Source organism: Streptomyces sp. NPDC047982, from assembly GCF_043204165.1.
Classification (GTDB): Bacteria; Actinomycetota; Actinomycetes; order Streptomycetales; family Streptomycetaceae; genus Streptomyces.
The window spans coordinates 238,512-256,198 of record NZ_JBIDBS010000009.1; the positions used below are offsets into that span (position 1 = coordinate 238,512).

11 protein-coding genes are annotated in these 17,687 nt (G+C 71.6%); 10 read left to right on the forward strand and 1 reads right to left on the reverse strand.

Going from position 1 to position 17,687, the window contains the following annotated elements:
* Nucleotides 1–274: 274 nt before the first annotated feature.
* The 7 genes from ACGF2V_RS14265 to ACGF2V_RS14295 all read left to right on the forward strand — a co-directional run bounded on the left by ACGF2V_RS14265 (nucleotide 275) and on the right by ACGF2V_RS14295 (nucleotide 11,511).
* Complete coding sequence (locus tag ACGF2V_RS14265; protein ID WP_362626119.1) at nucleotides 275–2,437, forward strand: bifunctional diguanylate cyclase/phosphodiesterase; 2,163 nt, start codon at nucleotides 275–277, stop codon at nucleotides 2,435–2,437.
* A 294-nt stretch (nucleotides 2,438–2,731) separates the two neighbouring features.
* Nucleotides 2,732–3,028, forward strand: coding sequence for an Asp-tRNA(Asn)/Glu-tRNA(Gln) amidotransferase subunit GatC (gene gatC / locus ACGF2V_RS14270; protein WP_362626122.1), 297 nt, complete (start codon nucleotides 2,732–2,734; stop codon nucleotides 3,026–3,028).
* Nucleotides 3,029–3,032: 4 nt separating this feature from the next.
* On the forward strand, nucleotides 3,033–4,544 hold the full coding sequence (gatA, locus tag ACGF2V_RS14275; protein WP_362626125.1) for an Asp-tRNA(Asn)/Glu-tRNA(Gln) amidotransferase subunit GatA: 1,512 nt from the start codon (nucleotides 3,033–3,035) through the stop codon (nucleotides 4,542–4,544).
* Nucleotides 4,541–4,780 carry a hypothetical protein gene (locus tag ACGF2V_RS14280; protein WP_362626128.1) on the forward strand — a complete coding sequence of 80 codons (240 nt, stop codon included), beginning with the start codon at nucleotides 4,541–4,543 and terminating at the stop codon, nucleotides 4,778–4,780. The genes gatA and ACGF2V_RS14280 overlap by 4 nt, the downstream gene beginning before the upstream one ends.
* A 16-nt stretch (nucleotides 4,781–4,796) precedes the next feature.
* On the forward strand, nucleotides 4,797–6,305 hold the full coding sequence (gene gatB, locus ACGF2V_RS14285) for an Asp-tRNA(Asn)/Glu-tRNA(Gln) amidotransferase subunit GatB (protein ID WP_362626131.1): 1,509 nt from the start codon (nucleotides 4,797–4,799) through the stop codon (nucleotides 6,303–6,305).
* A gap of 419 nt (nucleotides 6,306–6,724) precedes the next feature.
* Nucleotides 6,725–8,845 (forward strand): phosphocholine-specific phospholipase C, encoded by a 2,121-nt coding sequence (locus ACGF2V_RS14290; RefSeq protein ID WP_362705202.1) that lies wholly within the window; start codon nucleotides 6,725–6,727, stop codon nucleotides 8,843–8,845.
* Nucleotides 8,846–9,264: 419 nt separating this feature from the next.
* Nucleotides 9,265–11,511, forward strand: coding sequence for an MMPL family transporter (locus ACGF2V_RS14295; protein WP_362705199.1), 2,247 nt, complete (start codon nucleotides 9,265–9,267; stop codon nucleotides 11,509–11,511).
* A 222-nt stretch (nucleotides 11,512–11,733) separates the two neighbouring features.
* Here ACGF2V_RS14295 and ACGF2V_RS14300 read toward each other — a convergent pair whose 3' ends face one another.
* On the reverse strand, nucleotides 11,734–14,358 hold the full coding sequence (locus ACGF2V_RS14300; RefSeq protein ID WP_392912075.1) for a helix-turn-helix domain-containing protein: 2,625 nt from the start codon (nucleotides 14,356–14,358) through the stop codon (nucleotides 11,734–11,736).
* Between the two features lie 220 nt (nucleotides 14,359–14,578).
* On the opposite strand from ACGF2V_RS14300, the gene ACGF2V_RS14305 reads away from it, so the two are divergent.
* From ACGF2V_RS14305 to ACGF2V_RS14315, 3 genes are all read left to right on the forward strand, one after another.
* Nucleotides 14,579–14,806 (forward strand): hypothetical protein, encoded by a 228-nt coding sequence (locus ACGF2V_RS14305; protein ID WP_362626138.1) that lies wholly within the window; start codon nucleotides 14,579–14,581, stop codon nucleotides 14,804–14,806.
* A 515-nt stretch (nucleotides 14,807–15,321) separates the two neighbouring features.
* Nucleotides 15,322–16,410: a serine hydrolase domain-containing protein gene (locus ACGF2V_RS14310; RefSeq protein ID WP_392912078.1), complete on the forward strand. Its 1,089-nt coding sequence runs from the start codon at nucleotides 15,322–15,324 to the stop codon at nucleotides 16,408–16,410.
* A 59-nt stretch (nucleotides 16,411–16,469) separates the two neighbouring features.
* On the forward strand, nucleotides 16,470–17,561 hold the full coding sequence (locus tag ACGF2V_RS14315; RefSeq protein WP_362626142.1) for an alpha/beta hydrolase-fold protein: 1,092 nt from the start codon (nucleotides 16,470–16,472) through the stop codon (nucleotides 17,559–17,561).
* Nucleotides 17,562–17,687: the final 126 nt, after the last annotated feature.

The window sequence follows — 17,687 nt, forward strand, 5'->3', positions numbered from 1 at the left end:
GAACAAAAAGGAACAGAGGTGTCATATGCGGGTGGAAGGGGGTGATGGTTGCCTCCAGTTGGACGGTTTCACCCGAACGGTGCATGTCGGATGCCGGTGAACGGGCGGTTCGCATTCGGGCAAGAGCGGTAGAGCGCTGCCCTTATCGGCCTGTCGCGGCCTACTGTTGAGATGTGCGTCTGCCGTGCCCGGCCACGGATGGGAATCCGGGTCGTGGTGGCATGGAGCTGAACCATCGGGTGACATGGGCACCGCCGGCTGTGAGAGGGACGGAATGAAACCGACCGAGAGCGCCGCACCGGTGTCGCGGCTGCAAGGTTTCGTCGGCCTCACGCCCAAGGTGGGTGCCGTTGCCATTGCGTTCGCCTTCCTTTTGATCACGACCGGTTTCTACCGGGCTCTGAGCGAGGGGCGCGCACTTTTTCCCGATGGTGAGGTCGGCTGGTCCCTGGCCGTCCTCACCGGTGTCGTCGTCGGCCATCTGGTGGCGCTCGGACGCGACCGGTGGTCGGGCGGCGCCGGCTCCGGGGCCGCCCTCACCCTCGCCGTGCTGCTGCTCTACGGCTGGGTGTCCGCCGGGCTGGTGAGCCTGGTCGTCGTCGTGCTCGTCGGTGTCGCCCGCCGGCAACGCTGGTGGCAGGGGCTGCTGCACGGAGCCGTGGACATTCTGGGGATAGGAGCGGCGGCCCTGGTCCTCGCCGCGTTCGGTGAGGCCCAGACGGTCGAATCTCCCTGGCAGCCACTCGACTGGGGCATCGTCGCCCTCCCCGAGATCCTGCTGGCCGCCTCCACCTATCTGCTCGTCACCCGCCTGCTGCTGTGGTACGCGGGAGCCTCCCAGAGCGGCGGGCTGCCGACCGTCGCCCGCACCGCCGTGCTCCGGCAGGGTCTCCTCATGGTGGCGCTGATCGGCATCGCACCGCTGATCTGCGTCGTCGCGATGACGATGCCGGTGCTGCTGCCCCTGTTCGCGGTCCCGCTCATCGCCCTGGACTCCACTCTCTGGATCGCGCGCGCCCGGGCGGAGGAACAGTTGCGCGACCCGCTGACCGGGCTGCCCAACCGGCAGTGGCTGCTGGAGCGCATCTGGACGGCCCTGGAGGACGCCGAGGCCGTCGGGGCCCGGTCCGCTCTCGTCCTGATCGATCTCGACCGCTTCCGCGCGGTCAACGACACCCTCGGTCATCCGGCGGGCGACCGGCTGCTGCTGCAGATAGCGGAGCGGCTCCGGCTCGCGCTTCCGCGCGGCGCGGAGGCCGCGCGGCTCGGCGGCGACGAGTTCGCCGTGCTCCTGCCGACCACCGACTCCGCGACGAGCGCCCAGCGGGTCGCCCGTCATCTGGTCGCGGCGCTCTCCTCCCCGCTGGACCTGGACGGCCTGACCCTGGTGCTGGAGGCCAGCGCCGGGGTCGCCGTCCACCCGGACCACGCGCCGGACGCCGAAGGTCTGCTCAGACGGGCGGACGTGGCGATGTACCAGGCCAAGCGCGACCGCACGGGCGTCGAGGTGTACGAGTCGAAGCGGGACAGCAACACCCCGGACCGGCTCGGCCTCCTCGGCGACCTGCGGCGGGCGCTGGACGCCGGTGAGGTGGAACTCCACTACCAGCCGAAGGTCCGCTTCGACGGCCAGGTGGCCGGCCTCGAAGCGCTGGTGCGCTGGGTGCATCCGGAGCGCGGGCGGGTCCCTCCGGACGAGTTCATCGCCATCGCCGAGTCGTCCGGGCTCATGCCGCACCTCACGGAGTACGTCCTGGAGACGGCGCTGGCCCAGGTCGCCCGCTGGCGGGCGCAGGGGCTGTTCGTCCCGGTCGCGGTCAACGTCTCGCCGCGCGACATCCACACCCCCGGATTCGCGGGCAGCGTCGCGGCCCGGCTCGCCCGGCACGGCGTCCCGGCCGGGGCGCTCCAGCTGGAGATCACGGAGCACGTGCTGCTGGAGGACCCGCAGCGCGCCGCCGACACCCTGGCCGGGCTCACCGGGCACGGCGTGAAGATGTCCCTCGACGACTTCGGGACGGGGTACTCCTCGCTGGTCCATCTGCGGCGGCTGCCGGTCAGCGAGCTGAAGATCGACCGGTCGTTCGTGGCCCGGCTGGCCGTCGACAACGAGGACGCGGAGATCGTCCGCTGCACGATCGACCTGGCGCATTCGCTGGGCCTGCTGGTGGTCGCGGAGGGTGTCGAGGACGACGAGACCTGGGAGCGGTTGAGGGACCTGCGCTGCGACGCCGTGCAGGGATGGCTGGTCGCCGCGGCGATGCCGCCGCAGGAGACGACGGCCTGGCTGCGGGCACGGGGGGAGCACGGATGGCGTCGGCCGGCCGAGCTGGCGGCAGCGGCGGCCGCAGCGGCTGCCGCCGCCGCTGCGGCGACGCCGGAGCCGGAGCAGCGTCCTGCGGGGCGCACGGTCGAATCGCGGCCCGCGACGACCTGATCGCCGACGTGCGTCGCCACTGCCTGACACGGGTGCGCGACGGCGCGAGGGTCCGGCCCGCCTCCGCGACGGCGAGGGCGGCCGGCCCCGATCGGCCGCCCGACCAGGGGGTTGAGCCGGGTGGCGGGAGCGGTGGCGGCCGACACCATAGGATTGGGGGTCGGTGGCAGATTTCCACCTGCCGCGCGACGCCTGGCACGCACGCTCGCCGCGCGGCCCGTCCTCCGGACGGACGGTGGAAACATGCCGCCGGCCCCTGGCCAAAACCACACACCAACCCCTGAGGATCGCTGCATGCCTGGCATCACGCGCGAGGAGGTCGCCCACCTCGCCCGGCTGGCGCGTCTGGAGCTGAAGGGCGAAGAGCTCGATCACTTCGCCGGTCAGCTCGACGACATCATCGGCGCGGTCGCCCGCGTCTCCGAGGTCGCCGACCAAGACGTACCGCCGACCTCCCACCCGCTGCCGCTGACCAACGTCATGCGCTCGGACGAGGTCCGTCCGTCGCTCACCCCCGAGCAGGTGCTCTCCGGCGCCCCGGCCCAGGAGCAGCAGCGTTTCAAGGTGCCGCAGATCCTGGGGGAGGACTGAAGCCATGACGGACAACAGCACCATCATCAAGCTCACCGCCGCCGCGATCGCCGAGAAGATCGCCTCCGGCGAGCTGACCGCCGTCGAGGTCACCGAGGCGCACCTGGCCCGGATCGACGCGGTCGACGAGAAGGTCCACGCCTTCCTGCACGTCGACCGCGAGGGCGCGCTCGCGCAGGCCCGTGCCGTCGACGCGAAGCGGGCGGCGGGCGAGAAGCTGGGCCCGCTGGCCGGTGTCCCCCTCGCGCTCAAGGACATCTTCACCACCGAGGGCATCCCGACCACCGTCGGCTCCAAGATCCTCGAAGGCTGGATCCCGCCGTACGACGCGACCCTCACCAGGAAGCTGAAGGCCGCCGACGTCGTCATCCTCGGCAAGACCAACATGGACGAGTTCGCCATGGGGTCCTCCACCGAGAACAGCGCCTACGGCCCGACCGGCAACCCCTGGGACCTCACCCGCATCCCGGGCGGATCCGGCGGCGGCTCCTCGGCCGCGCTCGCCGCCTACGAAGCTCCGCTCGCCATCGGCACGGACACCGGCGGCTCCATCCGCCAGCCCGCCGCCGTCACCGGCACCGTCGGCGTGAAGCCCACCTACGGCGGCGTCTCCCGCTACGGCATGGTGGCGTTCTCCAGCTCCCTCGACCAGGGCGGGCCCTGTGCCCGTACGGTCCTGGACGCGGCGCTGCTGCACGAGGTGATCGGCGGCCACGACCCGATGGACTCCACGTCCATCGACGCCCCGGTCCCGCCGGTCGTCGAGGCGGCGCGGAGCGGCAGCGTCGAGGGCATGCGCATCGGCGTCGTCAAGCAGTTCGCCGGTGAGGGCTACCAGGCCGGTGTCGTCCAGCGCTTCAACGAGTCGGTCGAGCTGCTGAAGTCGCTCGGCGCCACGATCGTCGAGCTGGACTGCCCGTCCTTCGACCTCGCCCTGTCGGCGTACTACCTGATCGCGCCGTCCGAGTGCTCCTCGAACCTGGCCCGCTTCGATGCCATGCGCTACGGCCTGCGGGTCGGCGACGACGGCACGAAGTCCGCCGAGGAGGTCACCGCGCTCACCCGTGAGGCCGGCTTCGGCGACGAGGTCAAGCGCCGCGTCATCCTCGGCACGTACGCGCTCAGCTCCGGCTACTACGACGCGTACTACGGCTCCGCGCAGAAGGTCCGCACCCTCATCACCCGGGACTTCGAGCGCGCCTTCGAACAGGGCAGCGGTGTCGATGTGATCGTCTCGCCGACGACGCCCACCACCGCCTTCCCGATCGGCGAGCGCGCCGACGACCCGATGGCGATGTACCTCGCGGACCTCTGCACCATCCCGGCCAACCTCGCCGGCAACGCCGCCATGTCGCTGCCCTGCGGCCTGGCCCCGGAGGACGGCCTGCCGGTCGGTCTGCAGATCATCGCCCCCGCCATGAAGGACGACCGGCTGTACAAGGTCGGAGCCGCCGTCGAAGCCGCCTTCGTGGAAAAGTGGGGGCACCCGCTGCTGGAGGAGGCTCCGTCACTGTGAGCGCACTGAGCAAGGCCAAAGGCTTCAAGAAGTCCAAGATCGGTACATACCTGTCCATCGGCACCACCGCCTTCGGGGCGCTCGGCGTCATGAGGCAGGCCAAGCAGGCCCGCTCCGAGCACGACACGCTCCAGCTGGTCGACGCCGTCGTCTCCGCCGCCGCCATCGCCACCGGTATCGCCCTGCTGCTGCGCGAGCTCAAGCGCATCGGCGACGACGACGTACTGCTGGGCTGAGAGGGAAAGTTTCACCGTGACTGTCACCGACCTGGTGTCGTACGAGGACGCCCTCGCGTCCTACGACCCCGTCATGGGCCTGGAGGTCCATGTCGAGCTCGGCACCAAGACCAAGATGTTCTGCGGCTGCTCGACCGAGCTCAAGCAGCACGCCAACTCCCAGACCTGCCCGGTCTGCCTCGGACTGCCCGGCGCGCTGCCGGTCGTCAACGAGATCGGCGTCGAGTCCGCCATCAAGATCGGCCTCGCGCTGAACTGCGAGATCGCCGAGTGGTGCCGCTTCGCCCGGAAGAACTACTTCTATCCGGACATGCCGAAGAACTTCCAGACCTCCCAGTACGACGAGCCGATCGCCTTCAACGGCTATCTGGACGTCCAGCTGGAGGACGGCGAGGTCTTCCGGGTGTACATCGAGCGCGCCCACATGGAGGAGGACACCGGCAAGTCGACCCACGTGGGCGGCGCCACCGGCCGTATCCACGGCGCGTCCCACTCCCTGCTGGACTACAACCGCGCCGGTATCCCGCTCATCGAGATCGTCACCAAGCCGATCGAGGGCGCGGGCGCACGCGCCCCCGAGGTCGCCAAGGCGTACGTCGCCGAGCTCCGCGAGCTCATCAAGGCGCTCGGCGTCTCCGAGGCCCGGATGGAGATGGGCCAGATGCGCTGCGACGTCAACCTGTCGCTGCGCCCGCTGGGCACCGAGACGTTCGGTACGCGCTCCGAGACGAAGAACGTGAACTCGCTGCGTTCCGTCGAGCGCGCCGTCCGCTTCGAGATCCAGCGCCACGCGGCGGTGCTGGGCTCCGGCGGCACGGTCGTGCAGGAGACCCGGCACTTCCACGAGGAGGACGGTTCGACCACGTCCGGCCGCATCAAGGACAACGCCGAGGACTACCGCTACTTCCCCGAGCCCGACCTGGTGCCGATCGCGCCGTCCCGTGAATGGGTCGAGGAGCTCCGGGGCGGCCTCCCCGAGCTGCCGCGGGTGCGCCGCAACCGGCTCAGGCAGGAGTGGGGCGTCTCCGAGCACGACATGCAGTCGATCCTCAACGCGGGCGCGGTCGACCTGATCGTCGCCACGACGGAGGCGGGCGCCCCCTCGGACCAGGCCCGCAAGTGGTGGATGGGCGAGCTGGCCCGTAACGCCAATGAGACCGGCCGCGGCCTCGACGAGCTGCCGATCACCCCGGCGCAGGTCGCCCGGGTGGCCGAGCTCGTCGCCTCGGGCGACCTCAACGACAAGCTGGCCCGCCAGGTCATCGAGGGCGTCCTCGCGGGCGAGGGCGACCCGGACACCGTCGTCGAGAAGCGCGGCCTGAAGGTCGTCTCCGACGAGGGCGCGCTGGGCGCGGCCGTGGACGAGGCCATCGCCGCCAACGCGGCCATCGCGGACAAGATCCGCGGCGGCAAGATCGCGGCGGCGGGCGCGCTCGTCGGCGCGGTCATGAAGGCCACCCGCGGTCAGGCGGACGCGGCCCGCGTGCGCGAGCTGATCCTGGAGAAGCTCGGCGTCGAGGGCTGATCCCGCCGCCGCACGGGCGGTTTACGCGTACGTCCCGAAGGGGCGGTGCACCCGCGAGCCGGGCGCACCGCCCCTTCGGCCGTGTCACCCACGCGTCCAGTCGTGCCACCCGCTCACGTCACCCGCCCGGGGAGTCGGTAGTCCGTTGAGCGACGTCACCGTCTGAACGACGTCACCGTCGGGGCTCCTCGCCGTTCTGCCGCTCGGTGTGCTCGGCCTCGCCGTCGTACGCCTTCGGGGTGCGGGTGCCGGCCCGGCCCGTACGACCGGGGGCGCCCCGGGCCGGGCCGTAGCGGCCACCCGACGGTTACTTTCCGGCCGACGTGTTGCGACGTTCACCACCGAGCCGTACGGAGTCCTTCCCGAGGCCACCCGGCGTGATTACGTTCCCGGCGTACGCCAGGACTCGGGAGGCTCACTTGACCACGGACATCTCACGGCGACGGCTCTTCGCGCTCGGTGGCGGCGCGCTGGGCGCCGCAGCGGCGGGGTCGCTGCTGCCGCCGTCGCTGCAGGCCGCGATGGCCGCGCAGCCGACGCACCCGGCCGGGTCCGGCGGCGGCGGGCTCCGGGACATCAGGCACGTGGTGATCCTGATGCAGGAGAATCGTTCCTTCGACCATTACTTCGGCACGCTCCGGGGCGTACGCGGCTTCGGCGACCGCAACGCGATCGAGCTGCCCTCCGGCAGGCCGGTCTTCGAGCAGCCCGCCCCGCTCGGTGCCTCCGTGCTGCCGTTCCCGGTGCGGGGCGCCGCCGAGACACAGAAGAAGGACCTCCAGTACATCGGCGCGCTCGACCACTCCTGGAACGGTGGCGCCACGGCGTGGGCCGACGGGTGGATGAACGGCTGGGTGAGCGCGAAGACGGCCGCCACCATGGCGTACTACGACCGCCGTGACATCCCGCTGCACTACGAACTGGCCGACACCTTCACGGTCTGCGACGCCTACCACTCCTCGATCCACTCCTCGACCAGCCCCAACCGCAACCACCTGTGGAGCGGGAAGACGGGCGACGAGCCGAACGGGAAGCGGGCCGTCGACAACGACGCGTACGACGAGGGTACGCACCCCGGATACGACTGGGGCACATACGCGGAGCGGCTGGAGAAGGCGGGCCGCAGTTGGCGCACGTACACCGAGTGGGAGAACTTCACCGACAACCAGATCGAGTTCTTCGCCACCTTCAAGGCGATCGCCCGCAAGGCGCTGGCGCGGACCGGCGGCCACACGTACATGGAGTCGTTCTACGCGGCCGTCCGGGACGCGGACGCCGCCGAGCGCGAGCGGCTGTTCGAGCAGCTCGAAGAGGGCGTCGCCACCCTGGACAAGGCCGAGCGCAGCCTTTTCGAGCGCGGGCTGCGCCGGGTGGAGACCGGCACGCTGGCCGACGAGTTCGCCAAGGACGTGGCGGCGGGCACCCTGCCCGAGGTCTCCTACCTGGTGCCGTCGGCCCTCGATTCCGAGCACCCGAGCGTCTCCTCGCCGGTCCACAGCGCGACCATCGTCTACAAGATCCTGGACGCGCTGGGCAGGCACCCCGACGTCTGGCGGCACACCGCCGTCATCATCAACTACGACGAGAACGACGGCTTCTTCGACCACGTGCCGCCGCCCGTCGCGCCGCCGGAGGTGGCCGAGGAGCGGTGGGAGGGCAAGCCCACCGGCCTCGGGATGCGGGTGCCGCTGCTCGTCGTGTCGCCGTGGACCGTGGGCGGATACGTCTGCTCCGAGGTCTTCGACCACACCTCCGTCATCCGCTTCCTGGAGCGCTGGACCGGGGTGCAGGAGCCGAACATCGGCGCCTGGCGGCGCACCGTCACCGGCGACCTGACCTCGGCCTTCGACTTCAAGCGCGCACGGCGGCGGCCCGATGTGGAGCAGCCGGGCGCCATCCCGCCGTTCACCGGCCGCTGGGCGCCGAAGCCGCCGTCCGTTCAGCACATGCCCGTGCAGGAGCCGGGGGTGCGCCCGGCCCGCCCGCTGCCGTACCAGCCGGACGCGCAGGCCAGGCTGGTGGGCGGTGAGGTGCGGGTGGCTCTCGGCAACACCGGCCGCTCCTGCGCGCACTTCACGCTGTACCCGTACGCGGGCGAGTTCACCGTGCCGCAGCACCGCGACGTGAAGGGAACGGCCCAGTGGGCGGTGCCCGTCAAGGGCGCGGCGTACCGGTTCACCGTGACGGGCCCGAATGGCTTCCGGCGCGAGTTCGCCGGCCCCGCGGAGGGCGTCTCGGCCGGTGCCGAGGTCGCCTCGCGGATCGACGCGCACGAGCGGGACCTGCATCTCGTCCTGCGCAACAACGGGCGGACGACGCTCACCTTCACCGTGCGGCCTCTGGGGTACGTCGACGAGGCGGACCTGCGCGGCTGGACCAGGACGGTCAAGGTGAAGCCGGGGCGCAGCCGTACGGTGGTGCACTCGGCGGCGGACGCGCACGGCTGGTACGACCTGGAGGTCACGGTCGACGGAGAGGGCGGCTTCCGGCGTCGGCTCATGGGGCACATCGAGAACGGCCGGGCGAGCGTCTCCGGCTGACGGCCGGGCGGGCGAGACCGGCCGGGCAGGCGAAGATCCGGAGCCACCCGGCGGGGGACGCGCCGGGCGAGGGCGAGCGGCCCGGGAGCCGTCGTGTTCCGGGCCACCGTCGCTGGCACACCACTGCCGGCACACCGTTACCGGCACACCGCGGCGGAAGGGCGCACACCTGCCGCGATCGTCCGGGGGCGACGACCGCGCTGCCCCGGCGCCGTGACGCAGGGCATAGTGAGTAATGCCACGAATGGGACAAAGGATCACTATCGGCTGCGAGAGTGGCGATATCCAGGTCTCGCGTTCTTCGCGCCCGCGCCATGTCTCGTTCCGCTGTCCGTCACCCGTCCGTGGCGACGCGGCCCGACAAGCCATGAACCCGGGGAGAACCTGAACCGTCCGCGAACCGTCAGGGAGCCCGTCAGGTGGCCGCCATCGCCCGTTGGTGCATAAGGCACCGCCTCGTCACCGTCCTTCTCTGGCTCCTCGCCCTCGGCGGCGCCGCCACCGCGGCGGGCCTCGCCGGTTCCGCGTACTCCAACCAGTACGACGTGCCCGGCACGGAGGCCGGCCGGGCCGCCGAGCTCCTGGAGAACGGCTTCACGGACCTCGGCGGGGACACGGACACCATCGTCTGGCACACCACCGACTCCACCGTGCGGGCCACCGACGTCCGGCAGACCATGACCCGTACCCTGCACGCGGTCGAGGAGCTGCCCGGCATCGGCTCCGTCACCGGGCCCTACGGGGCGTCCGGCGCCGGACAGATCAGCGGCGACGGACACACCGCCTACGCCACGGTCACCTTCGACCGGCCGTCCGACGAGATCCCCGTGCCCCAGGCGCAGGCCCTCGTGGACACCGCGAAGGCGGCCGAGGGCGACCACCTCCAGGTGGAACTGGGCGGACCGGCCGTCGCCCTCACCGAAGCGCCCACCGTCCACTTCAGCGAGGCCATCGGGGTGGTCGTCGCGGCCGGCGTCCTGTTCCTCGCCTTCGGCTCCCTCGCCGCCAGCATGCTGCCCATCGCCACCGCCCTCGTCTCCGTCGGCACGGCGTACGCGGGCATCACGCTGCTGGGCCATCTGATGACGGTCGCCGACTTCGCCCCGATGCTGGGCACGCTGATCGGGCTCGGCGTCGGCATCGACTACGCGCTGTTCATCGTCACCCGGCACCGCGCCGGTCTGCGCCAGGGCATGCCGGTCGCCGAGGCCGTGCGCAACGCCGTCGCCACGACCGGCCGGGCCGTCGTCTTCGCCGGGGCCACCGTCTGCGTCGCGCTGCTCGGCATGCTCGTTCTGCGACTCGAATTCCTCAACGGCGTGGCGATCGCGGCCTCGCTCACCGTCGTTTTGACCGTGGCCGCGTCCGTGACGCTGCTGCCCGCCCTGTTGTCCTTCATCGGGATGCGGGCGCTGAGCCGCCGCGAACGGGTCCGGCTCGCCGAGGACGGGCCGAGGCCCGACGTGCCCACCGGGTTCGCCGCCCGCTGGTCCGCGTTCGTCGAACGCCACCCCAAACTGCTCGGCTCGCTCGCCGCCGCGGTGATGCTGGTGCTGGCGCTGCCCACGCTCTCCCTCCACCCGGGCACCTCCGACCAGGGCAACAATCCGGCCTCGTCGACCACCCGGCAGGCGTACGACCTGCTGTCCGACGGATTCGGGCCCGGCGTCAACGGCCCACTGACGATCGTGGCGCAGCTCGACGGCGCAGGGGACCGGCTCGCGATGGACGGCCTGCCCGCCGCGCTGCGCTCCACCGAGGGAGTGGCCTCGGTCGGCCCGGTCACGTACAACAGCGGCGGCGACACCGCCTTCGTGACCGTCGTACCGACCTCGTCACCGCAGTCGCGGGACACCAGCGACCTCGTCGACCGGCTGCGCTCGGACGTCCTCCCGAAGGCCGAGGCGAACACCTCGCTCCAGGCCCATGTCGGCGGGGTGACGGCCGGGTACGACGACTTCGCCCGGACCATCATGGACAAGCTGCCGCTCTTCGTCGGCGTGGTCATCGGGCTCGGCTGCCTGCTCCTGCTGCTGGCCTTCCGGTCGATCGCCATCCCCCTGAAGGCCGCCGTGATGAACATCGCCGCCGTCGCCTCCTCGTTCGGGGTCGTCGTGGCGATCTTCCAGTGGGGGTGGGGGAGCGAACTGCTGGGCCTGGGCGCTTCCGGTCCCATCGAGCCGTTCCTGCCGGTGATCATGGTGTCGGTACTCTTCGGGCTCTCCATGGACTACCAGGTCTTCCTGGTGGGGCGCATGTACGAGGAGTGGCTGAGGACCGGTGACAACCGGAGGGCGGTCCGGGTCGGCCTCGCCGAGACCGGCCGGGTGATCAACTCCGCTGCCGTGATCATGATTTCGGTCTTTCTCGCGTTCGTCCTCAGCGGCGACCGGGTCATCGCCATGTTCGGGATCGCGCTGGCCGCGGCCGTGGCCCTCGACGCATTCGTCCTCCGTACGCTGCTCGTTCCCGCCCTGATGCATCTGCTGGGCGGTGCGAACTGGTGGCTGCCGCGCCGGCTGGACCGGTGGCTGCCGCGGATCAGCATCGAGGCCCCGGAGCCCGGTGCGGTGCCTGCGGGGACCGCGCGAGAGGCGCGCGCGGTGCCACCGGCGGAACCGGTCGGGGCCGCGCGGGCCACGGAGACGGCTCGGGACGCAGCATGATGCTCGCGAGGTCCCTCGGCAACGCCGAAGCCGACGCGGACGGCGCGGACCGCGGCTCGTGCACGCCTGCAAGGCCGGTGCATGCGTCGTGCACGTCCGCGGACCGCGGGACCGTCGTTCGTACACCGGGCGTGCGCCCCCGGGTACGCCCGCAGGCCGGTGCCGTGGGCCAGGTCTGCGCCCCGGGTGCGTACGCCGGATCGTGGACCGGTGCCCCGTCGGCTAATTCCGGCCGGTGAATCCGGCCGGAGCGTAGCGGGCCTGCCGCTCCCGGTACGAGCGGCCGAGGTGGTGCTGGAGCCGGATGTGGCGGAACTGGTAGACCGCCCCGGTCTGACGCAGTACGCCCCGGTGGTACGCGTCGTCCAGGAAGGCGACCGTGTCCCAGGGCAGCTTGCCGGTCAGGGGCAGCCAGACGCGGGACAGGATCACCCACTGACCCCAGGCGGTGAACGAGAACGCGTACGAGAGCGCGCCGCCGACGCCACCGACCGCCCCGATGAGGAGCCCGTCCGCCAGCTCCCAGTTCATCGGTCCGAGGAACTCCTGCAGCAGGCCGGTGACCAGATAGCCGTCGAGGGCGATCGCGAGGGTGAGCGCCGGGACGAGGACGAGGACTTGCCGGCCCACCGTCGTGCGGTTCCAGGCCAGCAGACCGGCGGGGGTGGCCGCCGAGGCGACATCCAGGGGCGCTTCGAGCACGGCCAGCAGGCCGAACACCAGCCCGGCGCCCGCCCCGAAGATCAGGCCGAAGGCCAGCATGTTGATGAGCGTGCCCTCGATGACCCGCTCGTTGAGCGGGATGCCGTACGACAGCCGGCGCTGGAGGGCGAGGGAGCTCGCGCATCCGACGCCCATGACGAACCCGCCCAGCAGGACGGTCCCGAACCGGGTGGTGAACACGCGGACCGGACGGCGGCCGACGCCCTGCCCCCTGCGGTGCAGTCTCAGCCGTACGTAGGAAGGCTCGAAGGCCCCGGCGCCGACCGCGGCCATGATTCCGTACACGCACCCGAAGGAGAGACCGGCGCACACCCCCATCAGGGAACCCAGCAGGAGGGTCTCACCGAACGCCACGGGAATGACGAGCAGGGCGATCAACCACTCGGACACGGCGACGCTCAGCGCGGATGCCAGCCCGACGGCCGCGACGCGCGTGGACAGCCGCACGGAGCCGCCGATCCGCCACCACGCGAGGTCCTGCTGGTCGCGGTCGAGCCGGGCCAGGTGGTGGGCGAGGTAGCCGAGCCAGCGCTCGGCGCGTTCCGGGTCCCGGTTCCCGTCCCGGGGCCGGGGCCGGTCCCGGTTCCGCTCGCCGCGCCGCTGGTCCGCGGCGGTCAGTTCGGCGGCGTGGCCCCGGTAGACCGTCGGTACGAAGCCCGCCAGCAGGTGTTCCTCAAGGGACTTCTCGTCGGGGAACCGTTCCGTGTCCAGCAGTTCCACCGGATCGCGGTCGGCCCCCTCGCTGTACAGCGTCCGCGCCAGGACGATCATGAGCGGGGTGTTCAGGACCCTGGCGAGCGGCACGTCCGCCGCCCGGCCCTCCCGGTCCCGCAGCCCGTCCAGGACCGGCTCCCACACCGCCCCGCCCCGGACGCCTTCGTCGCCGCCGACGCCCTCGCCGCGGACGATCGGCCGGGCCGTCCTGGGCAGATAGGCCACGAGGTCGTCGAGGGCGAGGTCGGTGAGTTCGATCCCGGCCGCCCAGACCAGAGGCGTCCCTGCCGCCCGGACCGCCTCGGCGAACTCGGCACGCCGACTGGTCAGGACGAGCGGGAGGGAGGTGGCGTTGAGCGCTTCCAGCGACGCCTGCCGCAGGCCCTCCGCGACCTCGTCGAAGCCGTCCAGAACCGGTAGCACGAGACCGGCGTCGACCAGGGCGGCGGCCAGCGACCCCCCGTCGGGGGCCCGGCGGGCCAGATGCGGGTGATCGCGCACCAGCCGGTCGACCAACCAGTCCCGCAAGGCGATCGCCGTAGGGTCCCAGGAGCCGAGACTGAAGATCACCGGCACCTTGTCGGCGAGGTCCGCGTCCTCCAGATAGTCCAGGACGAACCTGATCGTCAGAATCGACTTGCCCGATCCTGCCCGGCCCAGAATCACCAGCCGCCCGGACCGGATTCTCCGGTAGACCTCGGCCACGCTCCGCACATCACCGGCCAGGTCCATGCGGAGCGGCGTCGCCCCCGACGGAAGGCGCTGAATGTTCTCCGGATAGTCCGTCAGGAATTCCGGCGCGTCCCGCCAGCGCACCGGTAACGGAAACGGGTCATGAACCCGGCGCTGTTCCTCCTCGCGCCGCCAGCGACGCCTGATTTCCCTCGCCAATTCGGCGGCGGCCTCGGCGAGCGAACCACGGGCGTGCGCCGGAGACGTGGCGCGGGCCGCCGGAACGGAATGCGGTACGGGCGGTGCGCCCGGCGTGTCGAACGCAGCGGAAACCGGACGATGCCCACCGGCCGTCGATTCCGGCACGACACCGGATGATTGCCTTGCCGACCGGGCTGGTTCGGCCGGATCGACAGCCGATTCGCATGCGGGGGAGGTGGTTTCGGGACGGCTTCCTGCTGATCCGGTTGCGGAAGAGGGGAGTTCGGCCGACGCGGGACCTGGCACGGCCGACCGGAGCTTCGCGAGCATGGCCGCGATCTGCCGACGGTCCTCGGGCCCGACCTCAAGGGCGTCCGCCAACAGGTTCAGCGTCCCCAGCCGATGATCTCCCGACCGCCCCGTCTCCAGCCGGCGGATGGTGCTGACGCTCACCCCGGACCGTTCCCCCAACTGCTCCTGGGTCAGCCCCGATCGGTTCCGCAGTCGACGTAACAGCGTGCCGAGCTGATCGGTCACTTCGACACCTCTCCACCACCGAGCGGGTTCGGCGATGAGCCTACCGTGACGGCCGGTCATATATGACCGGTGCCATGACCTGTCGTCCGAGCAGCGCGAACGCCAGGCTCATGGGTGTCCGGCCGGTGCGGCGGGCGGATCCGCGGCGAGCGGAGCCGTCCGGACCGAACCGGTCGGCACCCATGGAAATGCCTCCCGCCACCACATAGGAGGAGTCGGCATGGCATATCGCTTCTGGTGCGGTGAATGCGGTTTCAAGACGTCGTGGCTCAGTGAATCCGAGGGCGCGCGGCGTCAGATGGACCACTACACCAAGCAGCATCCCGGCATTCCTCCCGGTGGTCATGTGGAGGCCAACCGGAAGAACCCGGAAAGCGGCAACGGGTGTCTTCAACTGGTGGGAGTCATCCTCCTGTTGGTGTTGATCGCGGTCGCGTGCGGTCGATAGGCACGTGAGAGCGCGCCCCCGTGCGGTCGAGGCGTGCGGGCCCGTGCGCGGCCGATGCGTGCGAAACCCGTGCGTGGTCGTTCGGGCGCGACGTCCATGGGCGTCGTCGCTCCGCCACTGCCTCGTCCCGCCCTCCCGTACCACCACACCCCCACCGCACCACCACGATTTCGCAGTCCAGTCGAAAAGGAGAGCAACACCCATGAGCGCGAACCTGTTCGCCGGTCCCGCGGCCCTTACGGCGACGGACACCGGTCGTGGGGGGGGGGGGGGGGGGGGGCGGGCGGGGCCCGGCCGCCCCGGCGGGGGGGGGGGCCCGCGCCGCGCGCGGGCGGGGGGGGCGGGCGGCCGGGGGGCGCGCGCCGGCACCCCCCCCCCCGCGGGCCGCGGGGGGGGGGGGGGGGGGGGGGGGGGGGGGGGGGCCCGCCGCCCCCCCCCCCCCCCCCCCCCCCCCCCCCCCCCCCCCGCGGCGCCGGGGCCGGCTGCTGACGGCCGCCGTCGCCGTCTGTCTTCTGATGGGCGGCGCCGCCCAGGCGAACGCGGCCGAACCGACCCCGGCGGAGCTCCTCCGGTCCGGCGCCCAGCAGGGAGTCGCCGACGGATACCCGGGCGTGATCGGCATGGTGCGCAAGGGCGACGGCGCCCAGTACGTGCAGGCGGGGGTCGGCGACGTCGCCACCAACGTGCCCGCAGACCCGAAGGCGCAGTTCCGGATCGGCAGCAACACCAAGGTCTTCACCTCCGCCGTACTGCTCCAGTTGGAGGGTGAGGGCCGGCTCTCGCTGGACGACACCGTGGCCCGGTGGCTGCCCGGGGCGGTCGGCGCCAACGGGTACGACGGCGGGACGATCACGATCCGTCAGCTGCTCAACCACACCTCGGGGCTGCCGGAGTACGCCGGCGCCGCGCAGGTCGCGGGTCCCTACCTCCTCAACACCGACCCGAAGCGGGCCTGGGCGCCGCAGACCCTGGTGGACATCGCCCTCGCCCAGCGCGCACCGAATAGCGCGCCGGGCGAGAAGTTCGGCTACTCCAACACCAACTACGTGCTGGCCGGCATGGTGATCAAGGCGGTCACCGGCGACGACGCGGCCACGGAGATCCGACGCCGCTTCATCGAACCGCTCGGGCTGCGCGACACCACCTTCCCGACCACCGACCCCGCCCTGCACGGCAACCATCTCCACGGCTACGTACGCCCGGTGACCTTCCTCACGCGTGACGTCACGGTCTCCGAGGTGCAGATCTTCGGAAGCGCCGGTGCCATGGTATCGACCATGGAGGACCTGGCCACGTTCTTCCGGGCGCTGATGACCGGAAAGCTCCTGCCACCCGCGCAGATGGCCGAACTCAAGACGACCGTGCCCGCGAACGCCGACGGGACCGTCGGCTACGGGCTGGGCGTCCAACGCATCAAGTTGCCCTGCGGTAAGTGGAGTTGGGGACACAATGGGGCGGTCCTCGGTTACTTCAGCGAATGGTTGAGCAGCGAGGACGGCGACGAGCAGGTGCTGCACGCGAACAACGAGTTCCACCTGCTCGGCGGCACCAAGGGACAGCGCGACACCAACAAGGCCGCGGTGGACGCCTTCTGCGCCCTCTGAGGGCTGCCCGCTCCTTCCGGAACACCGCGAGAGCCACCCGCTCTCGGAAAGGACCACCGATGAGATCACCACTGAACGCCTGGAGACTGAACGTGAGGACGGCGGTCGTCGCCGCGGCGATGGCCGTGACCGCCACGCTCGCGTCACCGGCCGCGCACGCCGAGGGCTCCGCTCCGCCCGTGCTCTCCGACGGCTTCGGCCTGACCCAGGTCCCCGGCGGCACCGAGGTGCACTCCGCGAACGACTTCACCATCACCGTGACCACACCACAGGTGTCGGGGCCGCACAAGATCCGCGTCTTCCTGCCCAGCGGCTATCGTTCCGACCCCGACAGGCGGTGGCCGGTGGCGTACTTCCTGCACGGCGGGGGCGGGAGCGTGAACGACGCGGCGGCCGCGCCGGCACTGCGCTCGGACTCGATGATCACCGTGGTCCCGGACGGCGGCCTCAAGGGCTGGTACACCGACTGGGTCATGCAGAACACCGTCGTGGGAGCGGCGAACTGGAAGACGTTCCACCTCGACCAGGTCGTCCCCTTCATCGACGCGAACCTGCGGACCGTCGCCGACCGGTCCCACCGGGCCGTCGTCGGTCTGTCGATGGGCGGTTCCGGCGCACTGCACTACGCCGAGGCGCGTCCCGATCTCTTCGGCCATGCCGCCTCCCTGTCCGGGGGCATCGACTTCGACATGGCGGAGATCCGCGGAGCGGTCCTGGCCACGGAACTCAACCTGACGGGCGCGTGGTGCGCCGTGAGCACTTCCACGCCCGCCGGCACCGGCAAGTGCACCGGGTACGGGCCCATGGTGGACAGCGACGCGATCTACGGCTCCCCCTACCCGGTGTTCGGCGCGGACCGCGTCTGGAAGGCGGTCAACCCGGCCTCCCCGGCCAACCTGGCGAGGCTCACCGGAACCGAGGTCACGCTCTACACCGGTGACCGGGGGCTCATCGACCACTTCACCGCGATCGCCGCCGAGCGGGTGAAGGCCCGCTCGGACCAGCTCGGGCTCCGCACCCGACTCGTCAACTACCGCGACGGGTCGTCACTGGCACCCACCTGCGACGGCGGGCACAACTACGGGTGCTGGGCCCCCGCGCTCGCCGACTACATGGGCCGGCTCCGGACCTCGTTCGCCGCCGCGAGCTGATCCCTCGACGGCGGTACGGCGGGAGGTGGCGCGGCGGGCGGCGGACGGGGGGCGTCGCCCGCCGCACCACCATGGGGCCGTACGGAGGGGAGGCCGATCGGCCGACGCCGGCCCGGTCCGCGGCTC